Origin of the sequence: Microtetraspora niveoalba (genome assembly GCF_001570405.1) — a bacterium.
Classification (GTDB): Bacteria; Actinomycetota; Actinomycetes; order Streptosporangiales; family Streptosporangiaceae; genus Microtetraspora; species Microtetraspora niveoalba.
On the sequence record NZ_BBYM01000015.1, the window covers coordinates 113,433 to 131,659 of the forward strand.

Here is an 18,227-nt window from a genome sequence, read left to right on the forward strand (position 1 = left end):
CGATCCAGGAGAGCAGCAAATGAGGGACCACGTCGTCATCGCGCCGGACAAGTTCAGGGGGTCGTTGAGCGCCGCCGACGTGGCCGCGCGGCTCGCCACGGGACTGGGCGACGTGCCCTCCGTGGCGATCCCGGTGGCCGACGGCGGCGACGGCACGGTGGACGCGGTCGTGGCCTGCGGTTTCACCCGGGTCGAGGTCGAGGTGACCGGCCCCGCCGGTGACCGCGTCCGCGCTTCCTACGCCACGCGGGACGGCCTCGCCGTGATCGAGCTGGCCGAGGCGTCCGGCCTGCGGCTGCTGTCCGGTGAGCCCGCCCCGCTCACGGCCACGAGCTACGGCACCGGCGAGCTGATCGCTCACGCCGTACGGCACGGCGCGCGCAAGGTCGTGCTCGGCCTCGGTGGCAGCGCGTGCACGGACGGAGGCGCGGGCATGCTCCAGGCGCTCGGCGCCCGGCTGCTCGACGAGGACGGAGAGGAGCTGCCCCTCGGCGGAGCCGCCCTCCGGAACCTCGCGAAGATCGACCTGTCGGCCTTCGGCTCCGGCCGCGCTTCCGGGCAGTCGGCCTACGGCTCCGGCCGCAGTTCCGAGCAGTCGGACTTCGGCTCCGGCCGCGCTTCCGAGCAGGGGAAGGGGGAGGCACGCCCCGCGCACGAGGTCCCGGGGGCGCACGGGCACGGTCACGGCCACGGCCATTCCGGGCGCGATCTCGCCGACGTCGAGTTCGTGGTCGCCGGTGACGTGGACAACCCCCTCCTCGGGCCGCAGGGCGCAGCGGCCGTGTACGGCCCGCAGAAGGGGGCCGGACCCGAGGACGTGGCGGTGCTGGAAACGGGCCTGGCCCGGCTCGCCGCCGTCGCCGCGCACACGCACGGAGTCGTGGGAGCCGTCGAGCACGACGGCGTCGTACGCGCGATGGGCGTCGCCGGACGGCCCGGAGCCGGAGCGGCCGGAGGCGTCGGCTTCGCGGCGCTGGCCTTCCTGCACGCCGAGGTCGGTCCCGGCATCGAGTACCTCCTCGACCTGCTGGGGTTCGACCGGCACGTCGAGGGGGCCCGGCTGGTGATCACCGGCGAGGGCTCGCTCGACGAGCAGTCCCTGCGCGGCAAGGCGCCGCTGGGCGTGGCATCGGCGGCGGCCAAGCACGGGGTGCCGGTCGTCGCGGTCTGCGGCCGCCGGTCGATCTCCGACGAGGACCTGCGCGCGGCGGGCATCGCGGCCGCGTACGCGCTGACGGATCTCGAACCCGACGTCGAGAAGTGCATGGCGGAGCCGGGGCCGCTGCTGGAGCGGCTGGCCGCGCTCATCGCCTCCGACCACCTTTCCCCGTCCGGGGGTGCTGCCACGCCCGGCCGTCCTTCTCCAGGCCGCGTGTCTCCCTCCGCCCGGCGGGGCGAGCACGAGGACACCCAGGGAGGTCCCGCATGATCCGCCCCTGCCCGCGAGTCCGCCATGGTTGAGCCTCCGGTCCCCGGGCGGGCGCAGCCCCCCGCCGCCGGCACGATGACGTTCCGCCCGCCCGGCACGGCCGAGCCTCCCGAGTTCGACCTGGTCGTGCGGTCTCGCCGGGTGGTCACCCCGGAAGGGGTGCGGCCGCTCGCGGTGGCCGTACGGGACGGGAAGATCGCCGCCCTGCTCCCGTACGATTCGCCGCCGCACTCCGGCGGACCGCCGGGGGCGCGCGGCGGCGGGACGGCGGGGGAGGCGGCTTCGCGGGTGAGCGGCGGGGCCGGCGCGTCCACGACGGATTCGGCGGACGACCCGTCCCGGGGAGCCGGTTCGCGGGTGCCCCGGGTGGCGCGGGAGACGGTGGACCTGGGGGACGTGGCGCTGCTGCCCGGCCTGGTCGACACCCACGTCCACGTCAACGAGCCCGGCCGGACGCATTGGGAGGGGTTCGCCTCGGCGACCCGGGCGGCGGCCGCCGGGGGCGTCACCACCATCGTGGACATGCCGCTCAACACGCTGCCGCCCACCGTGAGCGTGGCCGCGCTGGAGATCAAGCGGCGGGCCGCCGAAGGGCGGTGCCACGTGAACGTCGGGTTCTGGGGCGGGGCCGTCCCCGGCAACACGGCCGAGCTGGAGCCCATGCACCGGGCGGGGGTCTTCGGCGTCAAGTGTTTCCTCTCGCCGTCCGGGGTGGACGAGTTCCCGGCCCTGGACCGTGCCGGGCTGCGGGAGGCCCTGCGGACCCTCGCGTCGTTCGACGGGCTGATGATCGTCCATGCCGAGGATCCCGCCGTCCTCACCGACCCGCTCGGCCCGACATATCAGGACTTCTTGGCATCTCGTACTGCGGAGGCCGAGCGGAGAGCGGTCGAGCAGGTCATCGAACTGGCCGCCGAGACCGGGGCCCGCGCCCACATCGTGCACGTCTCGTCCGCCTCCTGCCTCGACCCGCTGCGGGCGGCCCGGCGGGACGGCGTGCGGGTCAGCGCGGAGACGTGCCCGCACTACCTCACCCTGACCGCCGAGGAGGTCGGCGGGCCCGCCTACAAGTGCTGTCCCCCGATCAGGGAGGCCGCCAACCGCGACGCCCTCTGGCAGGGGCTCGCCGACGGTGTGCTGATGGGCGTCGTCTCCGACCACTCGCCCTCCACACCCGATCTCAAGGTGCCCGACTTCGCCGCCGCCTGGGGAGGGATCTCCTCGCTGCAACTCGGCCTCCCCGTCGTCTGGACGTCGGCGAGCGAACGCGGCCACGGCCTGAGCGACGTCGTGCGGTGGATGGCGGAGGGGCCGGCGGCGCTGGTGGGCCTGCCGTACAAGGGGGTGATCCGGCCAGGGGCGGACGCGGACCTGGTCGCCTTCGACCCGGAGGGGCGGTTCACCGTCGACGCGGCGGCGCTGCACCACAGGCACCCCGTGTCCCCCTACGACGGCAGGACGCTGACGGGCGTGGTCGTCCGCACCTGGCTGGGCGGCCGTCCGGCCGACCTCGTCACCCCGCGCGGCAGGCTCCTCGCCCGGGAGGGGAGCGGATGACGGATCTCGGCAGGCTCCCCGACCTCGCGCTCCGCTCGTACGGCGGCTCAGTGGTGGCCGCGAGCGACGAGTCGTTCGCGGAGAAGGAGGCCCTGATCAGGCCGGGCCCGGCCGAGTTCCGGCCGCGTACGTTCGGGGCGAAGGGCCAGGTCTACGACGGGTGGGAGACCCGGCGGCGGCGCGAGCCCGGCCACGACTGGGCCGTGGTGCGGCTCGGCCTGCCCGGCGTGATCAGCGCGGTCGTGATCGACACCGCCTGGTTCAAGGGCAACTATCCGCCCTTCGCGTCGGTCGAGGCGTGCGCGGCGGACGGCTATCCGGCCCCGGACGAGCTGACCGGATGGGTGGAGATCGTGCCGCGCGTCCCGCTCAAGGGCGACACCGCCCACGAGTTCGGGGTCGCCGACCCGCGCCGGTTCACGCACGTACGGTTGAACATCTTCCCCGACGGCGGCGTGGCCCGGCTGCGGGTGCACGGCGAAGTGGTGCCCGATCCGCGGTTTCTGTCCGGCCTGACCGTCGATCTCGCCGCGCTGGAGAACGGGGCGGTCGTCGTCGCCTGCTCGGACGAGTTCTACTCGTCGCCCGGCAACGTCCTCGCCCCGGGGCTCGCCGCGAACCAGGCCGACGGCTGGGAGACCGCGCGACGGCGCGACGGCGGCAACGACTGGCTGGTCGTCGCCCTGGCCGGCGCGGGAACCGTCGCCGTGGCCGAGCTGGACACGGCGAACCTGGTGTTCAACGCGCCGGGCGCGGCGACGCTCCGGGGCGTGGACGCCCGGTCGGCGGCGCTCGACGACGAGGACGCCTGGTTCACCCTGCTGCCGAAGACCCGGCTCCAGCCCGACACCCGGCACCGGTTCCGCCTCGACGACGCCCGCCCGCTGACCCACGCCCGGCTCGACATCTTCCCCGACGGCGGGATGGCCCGGCTGCGGCTGCTCGGCTCGCTGCTCGGCGACCCGGCCCCCCGCCGCCCCGGGCCCTGATCGCGCCCGGCCCGCCGGTCAGTACCAGAGGGTGATCTCGGAGCCCATCGGCTGCTGCCCGAGCGGGTTCTCGCCCACGATGCGCTGCCCGCCCATCAGCTTGCGCAGCTTGACCTTGAACCCGGCCGCCTCGAGCTCGCGTTTGCCGTCCTGGACGGCCTTGAGCCGCACGTCGGGGACGTTCACGAAGTCGGGCTGCGCCAGCGAGTCGTCGGTCTCCCACGGCCAGTGCCAGCCGGTGTCCGGTCCCTTCGAGACGGTCAGCCGCACCGCGGCCCCGGCCGTGACCTCGGCGCCCGCGGCCGGCTCCTGGGCGATCACGGTGCCCGGCGCGGTGCTGTCGGCCGTCTCGTCGACCTGGACGTTGAAGCCCTTCTCCTGAAGGAACTGCACCGCCTGGTCCTTCGTCATCTGCGAGACGTCCGGCATCAGCAGGCCCGCGCTGACCACCAGGTCGATGGTCGCGCCCTTGCGCACCCGCTCGCCGACCGGCGGCTTCGTGCGTACGACGAGATCGCGCGCGATGGTGTCGCTCGCCATCTTGCTCACCCGGCCGACCGTCAGACCGGCCTCGGCGATCTTGACCTTGGCGTCTCCCTCGCTCAGCTTCTCGAGGTTCGGCACCGGGACGGTCTCCGGGCCCGCCGACGCCACCAGGGTCAGCAGCGCGCCCTTCTCCACCTCGGCGCCCTGGGCGGGGGTGACCTCCAGGACGCGGTCCTTCCCGACCTTCTCGTCGAACCTGGCCTCGCCGATCTTGACCTGGAAGCCGGCGTTCTCCAGTTGCTGCCTGGCCGCCAGGATGTTCTGCCCGATCAGGTTCCCGGGCACGTTCGTGTAGCTCGCGCGGGAGAACCAGAAGGCGGTGAACGCGATGGCCGCGACCATCACCAGCGCGAGCCCGACGATGAACCAGGTCGACCGCCCCCGCCGCCGAGACCGGGACGGCTGCGCGGCCGACGCCGTCACCAGGTCGGGCTTCGGCTGGATCATCGTGTGGCCGGCCATGTCCGACGTGTTCGCCCCGGTGGCGTACGTGGTGCCGGGCGTGCTCGCGGTGCCGCCGCCGGAGAGCCCCGGCAGGACGGGACCGCTGGGAGTCCCCGGCCCCCCGGCGACCGGGGCGTGCGGCACGGAGTGCTGACCGGTGTGCCCGCGCGGCAGCGTACGGTGCGCCTCGACGGCGGCCACCAGCATCGCGGTCGCGTCGCCGGGGCGGCGGGCCGGGTCCCTGTCGGTCGCCGCGCTCACCAGGGCGTCGACCTGCGGGGGGACGCCGGCGACGACCGAGGACGGCGCCGGGACGCTGTCGTGCACGTGCCGGTAGGCGACGGACATCGGCGTCTCGCCCTCGTACGGCGGACGCCCCGTGATCAGCTCGAACAGCATCACCCCGGCCGCGTAGACGTCGCTGCGGGCGTCCGCGACCCCGGAGGTCACCTGCTCGGGCGACATGTAGCCGATCGTGCCGATCATCATGCCGGTCTTGGTCTGGTTGCTCGCCTCGACGGCGCGGGCCAGGCCGAAGTCCACGACCTTCACCCGGCCGTCGTCGGCGAGCAGCACGTTCTCCGGCTTGACGTCCCGGTGGACCATGCCCGCCTGGTGGGCCGCGCCGAGGGCGGCGAGGACCGGGATCAGGAGTTCCAGCGCCTCGCGCGCGGGCAGCGGCCCGCGGTCGCGCAGCACGTCGCGCAGGGTCTTGCCCGGCACGTACTCCATGGACAGGTAGACGATGGCCCCGTCCGTGCCCTGGTCGAAGACCTGCACCACGTTGGGGTGCGACAGGCTCGCGACCGACTTCGCCTCGCCGATGAACCGCCTGACGAACTGCGGGTCCTCCGCGAGGGAGCGGTGCATCACCTTGAGTGCCACCGTGCGGTCGAGCCGGACGTCCAGAGCCAGATAGACAGAGGCCATTCCGCCCCGGGCGATCCGGGACTCGACGCGATAACGCCCGTCGAGCAGTCGCCCCACCAACGGGTCTGTCAGCGTCGTGTCCACCCGCCTGAGTTTACGGCTCCTTTGCGATGGGTAGGGCTTTCCGGACCCAAAACGAGACCGTTTCTGAACGTTATGCGAACCTCGGCAACGAAGGTGAGGACGCCTCGGCGTACCGGCGCCGGGGGATACGGCCCGCCAGTCGCGCCGACCGCCCCGCCTCGACCGCCGAGCGCATCGCGGCCGCCATCAGCTCCGGCCGCTGGGCCCGCGTCACCGCCGTCGCCAGCAGCACGGCGTCGCAGCCCAGCTCCATCGCCAGCGCGGCGTCGCTCGCGGTGCCGAGGCCCGCGTCGAGGATCACCGGGACCGAGGCCGCCTCCACGATCAGCTCGATGCTGTGCGGGTTGCGGATGCCCAGACCGGACCCGATCGGCGCCCCCAGCGGCATCACCGCCGCGCACCCCGCCTGCTCCAGCCTGCGGGCGAGCGCCGGGTCGTCACCGATGTACGGCAGCACGACGAAACCGTCCGCCACCAGCCGCTCGGCCGCGTCGAACGTCTCGATCGGGTCGGGCAGCAGGGTCCGCTCGTCGGCGATGACCTCCAGCTTCACCCAGTTCGTCTCCAGGGCCTCCCTGGCCAGCCGCGCGGTCAGCACCGCCTCGCCCGCCGTGTAGCAGCCCGCCGTGTTCGGCAGGACCTTGATGCCGCGCCGGCGCAGCACGTCCAGCACCGACCCCTGGACCGCCGGGTCGAGCCTGCGCATGGCGACCGTGGTCAGCTCGGTGCCGGACGCCCCGAGCGCGCGGTCGAGCACGTCCAGCGATGGCGCGCCCCCGGTGCCCATGATCAGACGCGAGGCGAACTTCTCCCCGCCCAGGACCAGCGCGTCGTCCGTGTCGTTCACCGTCATCCTCCCTGCACCGCCGTCAGCACCTCGACCCGGTCGTTCTCGGACAGCGAGGTCGACTCCCACGCGCCCCTGCTCACCACCACGTCGTTGACCGCCACCGCGACACCGCTCGTCATCGCCGTGAGCGACTGCACGGCGTGCGCCACCGTCGCGCCCTCGGGCAGCTCGCCGGCGTCTCCATTGATCGTCACCTTCATCGCAGGTCCCTTTCCGGATCGCAGGACCGGACGGCGTCCGGCACGTCGCCGCCCGTCAAGAACGCCGTGACCGCGTCCGCGGTGACCGGCGCCAGCAGCACACCGCCGCGGTGATGCCCGGTGGCCGCGATCACGCCCGGCGCGACCGCCGGACCGATCAGCGGCAGGTTGTCGGGCGTACCGGGCCGGAAGCCGACCGTCGTCTCGGCCAGCTCCAGCTCCGTGATGCCCGGCACCAGCTCACGCGCGTCGCGCAGCAGCTCGTAGACGCCGCCCGCCGTCACCCGGCCGTCGAACCCCAGCTCCTCGACCGTCGCGCCGAGCGTGATCTCGCCGTCGCCCCGGGGCACCAGGTACGCGGGCGACCCGTGCACCATCCCCCGCACACACCGCGTCAGAAAACCTTTCGGGCCGCGCAACCGCAGGATCTGGCCCTTCACCGGCCGCACCGGCAGGCCGGGCGCGAGCGCCGCGGACCAGGAACCGGCCGCGAGCACCACCCGCGCCGCCCGCCGCACCTCACCCGACGCCAGCCGCACCCCGGGGGCCTCGCCATCCTCGATGAGGAGCTCCGTCACCCGCTCACGCACCAGCGCGCCGCCCGCCCGCTCGAACGCGACCATCAGCGCCCGCACCACCCGGCGCGGATTCACCCACGCGTCGCCCGCCGCCAGCAGCCCGCCGCGCACCGACGGCGACAACATCGGCTCCAGCCTGCGGCACTCCCGCCCCGTCAACCGCTCCACCGGAAGGCCCAGCGTCTCCTCGAACGCCGCGAGATCCTCCAGGTACGCCATGTCGTCCGGGCCGTACGCCACCTCGAGTGTGCCCTCGGCCCGGTAGTCGACGTCGACGCCGCTCTCCTCCTGGAGCGCGTCACGGAAAGCCGGCCACCTCTCCAACGAGGCCAGCCCCAGCCGCAACAACGGCTCCTCGGTGTACGTCACCTCGCTGACCGGGGCCAGCATCCCCGCCGCCGCGTGCGAAGCGCCCGCGCCCGGATCCGGATCCACCACCGCCACGGAAAGGCCCTGCCGGGCGGCGCGCCACGCGGCCGACAGGCCCACCACGCCACCACCCACGACGACCACGTCGCAGCCACGCACCAGTGCGCTCCCTTCGCCGGCATTACCCGGATCAGGTGTTCTGGCGGTCGAGAGCCTCATCCACGGTCGCGCTCGGATCCTCGTTCGCTTCGCGGGGGCTCGTTCCTCGCCCACCACTCCGCTCACTACGGTCCTCGCCGCTCTCCGTTCACGGTCGCGCTCGGATCCTCGTTCGCTTCGCGGGGGGCTCGTTCCTCGCCCACCACTCCGCTCACTACGGTCCTCGCCGCTCTCCGTTCACGGTCGCGCTCGGATCCTCGTTCGCTTCGCGGGGGGCTCGTTCCTCGCCCACCACTCCGCTCACTACGGTCCTCGCCGCTCCGTACGCTCTCCTCTCAGCCCGGCTCACCGGGCTCCCGCGCGTCTTACGCCTCAAGACTAGTCTTGATCGGGAGTGTCATGCACAACACGGTCAAGCCGCCTCGTGCGGGCTACTTGCCCAACTCGTTACCAAATCTCCATTGGCGGGTGCCCCGGTCGCCGATCTAGGGTCGGGGCGTGGATCACGTCGTGGTGGTAGGCGCCGGCCTGGCCGGGATACGGAGCATCGAGGCCCTGCGAGCCCACGGGTTCGCCGGCCGGATCACGCTGATCGGCGAGGAACGTCATCGCCCCTATGACAGGCCGCCCCTCTCCAAGGCGGTGCTGCTCGGAGAGACCGACTCCACCGTGGTCGACTCCGACCTCGACGCCCTCGACGTGCGGCTGCTCCTCGGAACCGCCGCCAAGGGGCTCGGGGCCGGCGTACTGGAAACCACCGAGGGAGAGCTCGCGTACGACGGGCTCGTCATCGCCACGGGCGCCACGCCCATCCGGCTGCGCGGCGACGGCAGGCAGTACGTCCTGCGCACCATCGACGACGCCATCGAGCTGCGCTCCCGGCTCGTGCCCGGCACCCGGGTCGCCGTCATAGGCGCCGGCTGGATCGGCGCCGAGGTCGCCACCGCCGCGGCGAGGGCCGGATGCTCCGTCACGGTCGTCGAGGCGGCCGAGACGCCGCTCGCCGCCGCCCTCGGCACCACCGTCGGCGGCTACACCACCGGCTGGTACGCCGAGGCGGGCATCGAGCTCAGGCTCGGCGCCATGGTCGGCTCGGTCGACCCCGACGGCATCACCCTCATGTCCGGCGCGCGCATCCCGGCCGACGTCGTCGTGACCGGTGTCGGCGTCCGCCCCGCCGTCGAGTGGCTGAAGGGCTCGCCGGTGGAGCTCGACAACGGCGTCGTCGTCGACGAGCACCTGCGCACGTCGGTCCCCGGCGTCGTCGCCGTCGGCGACTGCGCCAACTGGTGGTCGCGCAGGTTCGGCAGGAGGATGCGGGTCGAGCACTGGGACACCGCGCTCGGCGCCCCGGACACCGCCGCCGCCACCCTGCTCGGCGAGGACGCCGTGTACGACCCCGTCCCGTACTTCTGGTCCGAGCAGTTCGGCAGGATGGTGCAGTTCGCCGGATACCGCGAGGGCGCCCGCCTCGTCCTGAGAGGCAGGCCCGGCGAGGACCGGAAGTGGGCGGCGTGCTGGCTCGGCGAGGGCGACCGGCTGGCCGCCGTGCTGACCGTCGACCGCCCCCGCGACCTCGTGCAGGGACGGCGCCTGATCGAGGCCGGGCGACGGGTGGACGTGGCCAGGATCACCGACCCCGCCGCACCTGTGCGCGACTGCGTCCTGCCCTAGCGTCGTCCGCCGCCGCGGCCCGGCCGGGAACGCCGGAACGGCCGCCGACCGGCAGCGGCTTTACCGGGCGCTCCGCAATCGAGGTGTTTTGCGGCGGCCACCTGTGGTAATCGTGGATTTGTGACGCTTACTGTTGCGCAGATCGACAGAGAGACCGACCAGCTCGTAGGGGAGTGGCTCCCCCTCTCTGAGGTCGCGAAGAGGCTCGGACTCACCATCGGCCGCGCCAAGCAGCTACTGAAGGACAAGAAGCTCGTCGGTGCCCGCCGGGGCGCCGGAGGGCCGCAGATTCCAGCGAGGTTCCTGGGGCAGACGGACGTGCTCAAGGGTCTGTCCGGCACGCTCACCGTGCTGGCGGACGCCGGATACGACGAGGTGGAGTCGATCCGCTGGCTCTTCACGCCCGACGACTCGCTACCGGGGGCGCCGATCGACGCGATCGGAGCCGGACGGCACACCGAGGTCAAGCGCAGGGCGCAGGCGCTCGGGTTCTGACCGGTTTTCACGGATTCTGACCGATTCGCCGGGCATGGCATCGTAGTCGTGTGACTCTGCGACAGCGGCTGGCCGATGCCCGGCTCTACCTTTGCACCGACGGTCGGCGCGACCGCGGCGATCTCCCCGAGTTCCTCGACGCCGTGCTGGCCGCCGGTGTGGACATCGTCCAGCTCCGTGAAAAGGGGCTGGAGGCGCGCGAGGAGCTCGGGCTCCTCGAGGTTTTCCGCGACGCCTGCGACCGGCACGGCGCCCTGCTCGCCGTGAACGACCGCGCCGACGTCGCCCGCGCGGCTGGCCCCGACATCCTGCACCTCGGCCAGGACGACCTGCCGGTGTCCGTCGCCCGTGAGATCCTCGGGCCCGACGTGCTGATCGGCAGGTCCACCCACTCGGCGGACGAGGCGACGGCGGCGGCGTCCGAGGCCGGAGTGGACTACTTCTGCTGCGGGCCGATCTGGCCGACGCCGACGAAGCCCGGCCGCCCGGCGCCGGGGGTCGCGCTGCTGGAGCACGCCTCTCGCCTGGACACGGACCGGCCGTGGTTCGGCATCGGCGGCATCGACCTCGGCAACCTCGACGAGGTCCTGTCCCACGGCGTGCGCCGGATCGTCGTCGTACGGGCGATCACCGATGCGGAGGATCCGGCGGCGGCGACGGCCGCGCTGCGGGCCCGCCTCGACGCCGTCCCCCTCTGATCCGTCGCCGGCTCGCGGGTGAAGGCCGAGCCGGTCGAGGTCATCCATCCGGAAGCGGTGTGCCATCTGGACGGGAGGCCGCGCCCGGCGCGGTCACCCTGTCTGGACGGTCACCGCGCTCGGGGCAGGACTGGCGGACGTGGCCGGCGGGCCGGTCCGGGGCGGGGTCAGGTGCGCCGCGTGGTGGCGGCGACGGCCAGCGCGCCGAGCGCGTCGCGTGCCTCGGCCCGGATCGGCGCGTGTTCGAGCGAGCGGAGCGCGTCGTCGAGATAGCGCTTGATCATCTCCTCGCACTGGACCAGCGCCCCGGTCTCCTCGATGACGAGGCGGAGTCGCTCGACACCCTCCTCGTCCAGCTTCGGGTCGCCCAGGAGCGTGCGTACGACCTCGGCCTGGGAGGCGGAGGCGCCGGCGAGCGTCCGCGCGATCAGCATCGTGCGCTTGCCCTCCCGCAGGTCGTCGCCCGCGGGCTTGCCCGTCTCGGCGGGGTCGCCGAAGACCCCGAGGACGTCGTCGCGGAGCTGGAACGCGATGCCGACCTTCTGGCCGTACTCGACGCAGAGCCGGTCGATCCAGGGGGTCACGCCGCGCGCGGCCAGGACGAGCCCGAGCCGCAGCGGCTGCTCGACCGAGTACTTGCCGCTCTTGTACAGCGCGACGCGCAGCGCGCTCTCGAAGGTGCTCTCGCCCTTGGCCTGCTCCAGCAGGTCGAGGTACTGGCCGAACATCAGCTCGGTGCGCATGTGGTCGTAGACCGGCTGCGCGGCGGCGAGGGCGTCGTCGGGCACGCCGCTGGTCCGCCACATCTGCCCCGCCCAGATGAGGAGCAGGTTGCCGAGCAGCACCGCCGCCCCCTCGCCGAACTGCTCCGCCGATCCGTGCCACCCCGACTCGGCGTGCAGCCGCTCGAAGCGGCGGTGCGCCGCCGGCATGCCCCGCCGCAGGTCGCTCGCGTCCATGACGTCGTCGTGGATGAGGGCGCTGGCCTGCAGGAGTTCGAGCGAGGCCGCCGCCGTGTAGACCGCCGGTTCGTCACCGCCGCCCGCCGCGCGCCACCCCCAGTGACAGAAGGCGGGGCGCAGCCTCTTCCCACCGGCGATGAAGTCGTCCACGGCGGACAGCAGCACGGCGAACTGGGGGTCGTCGAAGAACGGTCGCTGGTCGTCGAGGAACCTTCGCAGAGAACGATCCACTTCGAGACGTACGAGGTCGAGCGAGGTGGCGGAAGTGGTCATGTCTCCGAGCGTAACCGGCATAGATCGAGCAGAGGAGACCTGGGGAGACATAAGTGGCAGGAGGTGATGAAGCGACCGGGTTTCGTCCGCATACTATTTCGGCCTCCGTCCGCATACTGAGAGCCCCGGCCACCGCCGGAGGGTGGGACGGTAGCCTTGTCACCATGGCTTTGGGTCTCCCGTCACGACTTCCCGACCGCGTTCCCACGGTCCGCGAGATGCTCGCGGCGGGCGAGCGGTCGTTCTCGTTCGAGTTCTTCCCTCCGAAGACCGACGAAGGGGAGCGCCAGCTGTGGCGGGCGATCCGCGAGCTGGAGGCGCTGCGGCCCACCTTCGTCTCGGTGACGTACGGCGCGGGCGGCAGCACGCGTGACCGCACCGTCGACATCGTCGAGCGGCTCGCGCACGAGACGACGCTCACCCCGGTCGCGCACTTCACCGCCGTCGACCACTCCATCAAGGAGCTGCGCCACCTGATCGGCCGGTTCGCCGACGCGGGCGTGCGCAACATCCTGGCCGTGCGCGGAGACCCGCGCGGCGGCAACCCGCTCGACGAGTGGGTCAAGCACCCCGAGGGCGTCCAGTACGCCGAGGACCTGGTGCGGCTGATCCGCCAGTCGGGCGACTTCTGCGTGGGCGTGGCCGCCTTCCCGTACAAGCACCCGAGGTCCGCGACGATCGAGTCGGACACCGAGTACTTCGTACGCAAGTGCCGGGCTGGAGCCGATTACGCGATCACCCAGATGTTCTTCCGCGCCGAGGACTACCTCCGCCTGCGGGACCGGGTGGCCGCCATGGGCTGCGACACGCCGATCATCCCGGGTGTCATGCCGGTGACCCAGATGAGCACGATCGCCCGGTCCGAGCAGCTCTCGGGCGCTCCGTTCCCGCCGGAGGTGGCGGCCCGCTTCGAAGCGGTCGCGCACGATCCGGCCGCGGTGCGCCGGCTGGGCGTCGAGCACGCGGCCGAGATGTGCCAGACGCTGCTCGACGAGGGCGCGCCGGGCATCCACTTCATCACCTTCAACAGGTCGAGCGCGACCCGCGAGGTGTTCCAGGCGCTGGCCCCGCGCCCCGCCACCGCGCTCACCGCCTGACCCTCTCCCCGGCCCGGGCGCATGCGGCGGCCGGGCGAGGTGAGATCCGCCGCCGTACGGCCGGCAGATCTACGGACAAGGGGGCGGGGTTCGTCCCTGAACGGGGTCAGGCGTAGGTCCGCCCGGTGCGGTCTCCTGAGGCGAGGGGGAGCTTCGTCCCGGCGATCGCGTAGATCTCGCGGCCGCCGGGGAACTCGAACTCCGTCATGAGATCGGTGAAACCGACGTCGCGGTAGAGCCGCCGCGCCACGGTCGGAGCGTCGTGCGTCGAGAGCACCGCCGTGTGCTCGGGGCGGCCCTCGCAGATCGTGTGGATCAACCGGCGGCCGATGCCCCTGCCCTGGTGGCCGGGCAGGACGTGGATCTCGGCGATCTCCAGCGCGTCGCCGAACCACTCCTCGGTGACGGCCGGTCCCGACCGGTCCGTCAGGGATCTCGCCACGATGTCGTGCCACCACTGCCCCGGCATCCCGTGGAACCCGTACGCGAAGCCGATGATTTCCGGACTTTCGGCGAGAACGCAGACGAAATGCGGATATGTGGCGTGATTGCGCATGATGCCGAGACGGCCGGAGAGCTGGTCGGGAGGCGGGCGCATGGCGGCCGTATAGATGGCGAGGACCGTGTCGAGCACCTCGACGAACTCGTCGGGACCGATCCGCCGCAGCTCTGTCGTCTCGGTCATCGGGCATCCGGGGCGAAGGCCCCGTCCCTCCGTACGGAGTGGACGCCCGGGCCGTCGTGCCGGCCCGGCCCGATGGGCGCCGGGGGTTCCGCGATGGCCAATGCGGGTCTGCTTTCTGCTCGAAAACCGGGCGGGGCGGGCTGTGACGTCACGTGGACAGGGGCGGGACCGGTGGTCACTCGACGTCGACCGCGGTGCCGCCGGTCATCCCGATCAGCTCGTCGAACGAGGTCGGGAAGACCGTGTGCGGATGACCCGCCGCGGCCCAGACGACGTCGTGCTTGGCCAGCCACGTGTCCACCAGGGTGCGCACCGGCGCCGGATGTCCCACCGGCGCCACGCCGCCGATCGCCTGTCCGGTGTGCCGCCGTACGAACTCCGGCGTGGCCCGCCGTACCTTCGCGGCGCCGACGAGTCTCGCGATCAGCTCCGTGTCGACCCGGTGGGCGCCGCTGGTGAGCACGAGGAGCGGCTCGCCGTCCGCGTCGAAGATCAGGCTGTTGGCGATCGCCCCCACCTCGCAGCCGAGCCGTTCGGCGGCGGCCGCGGCCGTCGGCACGGATTCGGGAAGAACCACCACATCGCCCTCGACGTCATGAGAACGGAGGACCTCTGTCACACGGGCGACGTTCGGATGCAACTTTTCCAGCATCAGGCAACTCTAATCAGGTTGACAGGACATGAGCCACGCATTAGAGCCCCATGGGAAGTACCGGGGATCATCGTTCCGTGCGTTAATGTCCTTTGATCCAAAACTGGGATAACTGAAAGGGTTGATCCGAATGGGGGCTCGACGGTGGGCTGCCGCCGCGGCGCTGGTCACGGTGGGGGCCGTGACGCTCGCGGGCTGCGGCGCGGCTGGGACAGGACAGGCGGGTTCGGACATCGCGGCGCTCCGGCCGGTCGCCGCCACCGCGCCGGTCTCGGCGCCGATCGCCATGGCGCCCACGCTCGTGACGCCGGCGGCCGCGGGCGCCTCGGGTGCGCGTGCGGCCTCCGCCGGGTCCACGCCGTTCACCGCCCCGGGCCGGACGCTCAAGCCCGGCTCGAAGGGGGCCGAGGTCAAGGCGCTGCAGTCGCGGCTGAAGGAGCTCGGCTACGTGCCCGGCCCGCTCGACGGGAAGTACGGCGGCACCACCCAGGCCGCGCTCTGGGCGTTCCAGAAGGTCCAGGGCATCAAGCCGACGAGCACGGTGGCGAGCCGCACCTGGCGTGCGCTGGAGAACCCCAGGGCGCCCAAGGTCCTGGTGCCGCGCGGCAGGCCGGACCGGGTCGAGGTCAACCTCACCCAGCAGGTCATGGTGCTGTACTCCGGGGGCGAGGTGAAGCTCATCTCGCACATCTCCTCCGGAAGCGGGATCCCGTACACCGAGTACGCGACGTGGAACGGCAAGCGGACGAAGTTCACGGGCAGCGCCAGGACGCCGACGGGCGACTACAAGACGACCTGGCGGCGGAGCGGTTGGCACCGGTCCTACCTGGGGCAGCTTTACAACCCGATCTTCTTCAACGGCGGCATCGCCCTGCACGGCGCGCTGTCGGTGCCGCTCTATCCCGCGTCTCACGGCTGCGTGCGCCTGCCGATGAACGTGGCCGAGATGCTGCCCGGCATGCTCGGGACCGGCGTCCCCGTCCACGTGCGCGGCAGGTTCGCCCGCTGACCGCACGCCGAGCGCCGCTCGCTCGGCGCGGCTCATCCGGGCCCGGGGCGTCCTGCCCCGGGCCTTCGCCGTCCCCGGGACCGTCCGGTGAAGCCGGGCCCCGCGCGTGCCGGGAACCCCTGTCCCGTAGGGCTTTCCGCGTTTCCAGAGGTCATCGGCCGTGTCGCCGCCGCATGATCGATCGAACCCGTGTTCGCCATGATGCTTGACAGCGCCCCTGGTCGAATTTATGTTCGAGGCGGTGGGTGTGAGACTCGCGGCTCACGCCCACCCCGTTGGATGCCGTGCCTTCGTCGTCGGCGGAGACGAGCGCGGTGCGGTCCACGGCGTGGGCCGGACGGGGAGAGGGGAAGCTCCTCGTCCGGCCGCCGTGACGAATTGTCGGTGCGGTCTGCAAAGGTGATCTCACCGGCGAGCACCGCCGGAAGCCACGACTCGAGGAGGCGGGCATGACTGGACAGGTCGATGGCCGCGGGAACGGGCCCAAGGTCCCGCAGGCGGCTCTGGCGCATCTCGCGGACGCCCGTGCGTGCCTGGCGGACGCCCTGGGCGCCTCCACCCCGGCGGACAGGTACGTGTCGGCCCATCTCGCGGCGCTCAAGGCGGCGGCGGCCGTGCTCGCCGCCCGCCCGCGTCCGATGGACGGCCGGCGGCGACGGCTGCGCAGCGCGTGGGAGTTGCTGCCCGAGGCCGCGCCGGGGCTGGCGGACTGGGCGGCCTTCTTCGCGGTGAGCGCCACCAAGCGCGCGGCGGCGGAGGCCGGGATGACCCGCGCGGTCGGTCAGCGGGACGCCGATGAGCTCATCGCCGAGGCGGACAGGTTCGTCGGCGAGGTCGAGGCCCTTCTCGGCGTGCCGGGCCAGTCGGCCCTCCCCATGGCGGGATGAGCCGTGCCCCTCGGGCGGCGGGGCCGAGCGGGTGTGAGGTCGGCGTTTCGAGGCCCCGGGCGGCCGGGCCGGGCGGCTCGGAGCCCCGAAACGATCGCGTGTTCAGAACGGAACGACGGCGTGGCGGGTCCGGAGGACCCGGGCGGCTCGGCGGGTCAGAAGGACTCCACGGCCCGGCGGGCCTCCGCGTCGAGCACGCCCCAACTGATGAACTCCTCGGTCAGCTCGACAGGCGACTTGTCATAGATGACGGCAAGCGAACGCAGGTCCTCCTGGCGGATCGACAGCACCTTGCCGTTGTAGTCACCACGCTGGCTCTGGATCGTCGCGGCGTACCGGGCGAGCGGGCCCGCCTTGTCCTTGGGAAGCTGCGACAACCGCTCCAGGTCGATGACAAGCTTCGGCGCGGGCGCCAGCGGGCTCGGAGCGGCACCACCGGGAAGCAGCTCAGACACCGGAACACCGTAGAACTCGGCAAGCTCGGCCAGCTTCTGCACGGTCACCGCGCGGTCGCCGCGCTCATAAGAACCGACCACGACGGCCTTCCACCGGCCACGGGACTTCTCTTCTACCCCGTGCAGGGAGAGCCCCTGCTGGGTGCGGATCGCGCGCAGTCGCGCGCCGAGCGACTTGGCGTAGTCAGACGGCATCGTTTGGCCCCCGGCTCTCTATGTCTGTTCTCACTTGATTCTGCTTCCTTGTCCCGTATGCACGGAACACCGGGGGCTGGCGCCTGGGCCAGGCACCTTCGGTGACCGCTGCGTCGGGTTTTACCCAGGAAGGTCGCGTGTTGTGGTTACGCACAGTGACGGTAAAGCCGCCACTGGCAAAGGTCAAGCTGATTGGAAAAAAGAGCGCCAAACAGTGTTCTCCCCTCAATCCCCCCATCCGAGCCTGCCTCGGGTTTTCCGGTCGTGACGCCCACAGCGAACGAGCCCCCTCCGCAGCGCATCGCCGCTGGCAGAAGGGGGTGACCCCGTCGGGCGCGCCGAAGGCGCCCTGGTAGTGTGGGGCGGCCAGACACCCTTTTAAGACCCGTCCCGTGAGGCGGGAAAGGTGGTGATATCTCCATGTCCGATGCCCGAAATCAGGCCCGAGCGGTTCTTGAGGGCCCCGACATCCACCGGGCGCTGACCCGGATCGCGCACGAGATCCTCGAACGGACCAAAGGCGCCGAGAAGGTCGTGCTGCTCGGCATCCCCACCCGCGGCGCCACGCTGGCGTCCCGGATCGCGGAGCGCATCTCCCAGTTCGAGGGCGTGAAGGTGCCCGTCGGCACCATCGACATCACGATGTACCGCGACGACCTCCGGCTGCGCCCGGCCCGTCCCCTCGGCCGTACGGACCTTCCCGCCGAGGGTGTGGACGGCAGGACCGTGGTTCTCGTCGACGACGTGCTCTTCTCCGGCAGGACCGTCCGCGCGGCGCTCGACGCGCTCAACGACGTGGGACGCCCGCGCGCCGTCCAGCTCGCCACCCTGGTCGACCGCGGCCACCGGGAGCTGCCCATCCGGGCCGACTACGTGGGCAAGAACCTGCCGACCTCCAAGAGCGAGAAGGTGAAGGTCTACCTCCAGGAGATCGACGGGCGCGACGCCGTACTGCTCATCAAGGGAGACGACCGGCCCGCCGCCGGCGAGACGAACGGGGAGCGGTGAGC

The 18,227-nt window shown here is 72.3% G+C and carries 18 protein-coding genes; 10 read left to right on the top strand and 8 right to left on the bottom strand.

Annotated elements, in window-relative coordinates; all coding sequences use genetic code 11:
* Positions 1–19 precede the first annotated feature (19 nt).
* The 3 genes from AWQ70_RS37625 to alc are packed head-to-tail and all read left to right on the top strand — an operon-like array spanning position 20 to position 3,975.
* Complete coding sequence (locus AWQ70_RS37625; RefSeq protein ID WP_084517119.1) at positions 20–1,429, top strand: glycerate kinase; 1,410 nt, start codon at positions 20–22, stop codon at positions 1,427–1,429.
* A gap of 24 nt (positions 1,430–1,453) precedes the next feature.
* Positions 1,454–2,986 carry an allantoinase AllB gene (gene allB / locus AWQ70_RS15470; RefSeq protein WP_245646975.1) on the top strand — a complete coding sequence of 511 codons (1,533 nt, stop codon included), beginning with the start codon at positions 1,454–1,456 and terminating at the stop codon, positions 2,984–2,986.
* Complete coding sequence (gene alc / locus AWQ70_RS15475) at positions 2,983–3,975, top strand: allantoicase (RefSeq protein WP_067176216.1); 993 nt, start codon at positions 2,983–2,985, stop codon at positions 3,973–3,975. Before allB ends, alc begins: the two co-directional genes overlap by 4 nt.
* Before the next feature lie 18 nt (positions 3,976–3,993).
* On the opposite strand, the gene pknB is transcribed toward alc, so the two are convergent.
* The 4 genes from pknB to thiO form a co-directional block, all read right to left on the bottom strand.
* Positions 3,994–5,979 carry a Stk1 family PASTA domain-containing Ser/Thr kinase gene (gene pknB, locus AWQ70_RS15480; protein WP_067176219.1) on the bottom strand — a complete coding sequence of 662 codons (1,986 nt, stop codon included), beginning with the start codon at positions 5,977–5,979 and terminating at the stop codon, positions 3,994–3,996.
* A 70-nt stretch (positions 5,980–6,049) separates the two neighbouring features.
* Positions 6,050–6,832 carry a thiazole synthase gene (locus AWQ70_RS15485; RefSeq protein WP_067176222.1) on the bottom strand — a complete coding sequence of 261 codons (783 nt, stop codon included), beginning with the start codon at positions 6,830–6,832 and terminating at the stop codon, positions 6,050–6,052.
* On the bottom strand, positions 6,829–7,029 hold the full coding sequence (gene thiS / locus AWQ70_RS15490) for a sulfur carrier protein ThiS (RefSeq protein ID WP_067176226.1): 201 nt from the start codon (positions 7,027–7,029) through the stop codon (positions 6,829–6,831). Before thiS ends, AWQ70_RS15485 begins: the two co-directional genes overlap by 4 nt.
* Complete coding sequence (thiO, locus tag AWQ70_RS15495) at positions 7,026–8,135, bottom strand: glycine oxidase ThiO (protein ID WP_245646976.1); 1,110 nt, start codon at positions 8,133–8,135, stop codon at positions 7,026–7,028. The genes thiS and thiO overlap by 4 nt, the downstream gene beginning before the upstream one ends.
* Before the next feature lie 498 nt (positions 8,136–8,633).
* On the opposite strand from thiO, the gene AWQ70_RS15500 reads away from it, so the two are divergent.
* The 3 genes from AWQ70_RS15500 (at position 8,634) to thiE (ending at position 11,002) form a co-directional block, all read left to right on the top strand.
* Positions 8,634–9,809: an NAD(P)/FAD-dependent oxidoreductase gene (locus AWQ70_RS15500; RefSeq protein ID WP_067176229.1), complete on the top strand. Its 1,176-nt coding sequence runs from the start codon at positions 8,634–8,636 to the stop codon at positions 9,807–9,809.
* A gap of 120 nt (positions 9,810–9,929) precedes the next feature.
* A complete protein-coding gene (locus AWQ70_RS15505) occupies positions 9,930–10,304 on the top strand; it encodes an Rv2175c family DNA-binding protein (protein ID WP_067176232.1) in 375 nt (124 codons plus the stop codon).
* A 56-nt stretch (positions 10,305–10,360) separates the two neighbouring features.
* Positions 10,361–11,002 carry a thiamine phosphate synthase gene (gene thiE, locus AWQ70_RS15510; protein WP_218004539.1) on the top strand — a complete coding sequence of 214 codons (642 nt, stop codon included), beginning with the start codon at positions 10,361–10,363 and terminating at the stop codon, positions 11,000–11,002.
* Positions 11,003–11,169: 167 nt separating this feature from the next.
* Here thiE and AWQ70_RS15515 read toward each other — a convergent pair whose 3' ends face one another.
* Positions 11,170–12,237, bottom strand: coding sequence for a polyprenyl synthetase family protein (locus tag AWQ70_RS15515; RefSeq protein WP_067176239.1), 1,068 nt, complete (start codon positions 12,235–12,237; stop codon positions 11,170–11,172).
* 164 nt (positions 12,238–12,401) lie between these two features.
* Here AWQ70_RS15515 and metF point away from each other — a divergent pair, with 164 nt between their 5' ends.
* Positions 12,402–13,334: a methylenetetrahydrofolate reductase [NAD(P)H] gene (metF, locus tag AWQ70_RS15520; RefSeq protein ID WP_067176242.1), complete on the top strand. Its 933-nt coding sequence runs from the start codon at positions 12,402–12,404 to the stop codon at positions 13,332–13,334.
* Between the two features lie 106 nt (positions 13,335–13,440).
* Here metF and AWQ70_RS15525 read toward each other — a convergent pair whose 3' ends face one another.
* Entirely contained in the window at positions 13,441–14,019 is a 579-nt protein-coding gene (locus AWQ70_RS15525; RefSeq protein WP_067176246.1) for a GNAT family N-acetyltransferase, read from the bottom strand.
* A gap of 175 nt (positions 14,020–14,194) precedes the next feature.
* Positions 14,195–14,671 (bottom strand): YbaK/EbsC family protein, encoded by a 477-nt coding sequence (locus AWQ70_RS15530; RefSeq protein WP_067176249.1) that lies wholly within the window; start codon positions 14,669–14,671, stop codon positions 14,195–14,197.
* 130 nt (positions 14,672–14,801) lie between these two features.
* On the opposite strand from AWQ70_RS15530, the gene AWQ70_RS15535 reads away from it, so the two are divergent.
* Together AWQ70_RS15535 and AWQ70_RS15540 are read left to right on the top strand one after the other, a co-directional pair.
* Positions 14,802–15,680: a L,D-transpeptidase family protein gene (locus tag AWQ70_RS15535; RefSeq protein WP_084517123.1), complete on the top strand. Its 879-nt coding sequence runs from the start codon at positions 14,802–14,804 to the stop codon at positions 15,678–15,680.
* 449 nt (positions 15,681–16,129) lie between these two features.
* Complete coding sequence (locus AWQ70_RS15540; RefSeq protein ID WP_067176252.1) at positions 16,130–16,567, top strand: SAV_6107 family HEPN domain-containing protein; 438 nt, start codon at positions 16,130–16,132, stop codon at positions 16,565–16,567.
* A 155-nt stretch (positions 16,568–16,722) separates the two neighbouring features.
* Here the strand turns inward: AWQ70_RS15540 and bldD are convergent, their stop codons facing one another.
* Positions 16,723–17,217 (bottom strand): transcriptional regulator BldD, encoded by a 495-nt coding sequence (gene bldD / locus AWQ70_RS15545; protein ID WP_061256674.1) that lies wholly within the window; start codon positions 17,215–17,217, stop codon positions 16,723–16,725.
* A gap of 420 nt (positions 17,218–17,637) precedes the next feature.
* Between bldD and pyrR the strand changes: the two genes are divergently transcribed.
* Positions 17,638–18,225 carry a bifunctional pyr operon transcriptional regulator/uracil phosphoribosyltransferase PyrR gene (gene pyrR / locus AWQ70_RS15550; RefSeq protein WP_067176254.1) on the top strand — a complete coding sequence of 196 codons (588 nt, stop codon included), beginning with the start codon at positions 17,638–17,640 and terminating at the stop codon, positions 18,223–18,225.
* The last annotated feature ends 2 nt before the right edge of the window (positions 18,226–18,227 follow it).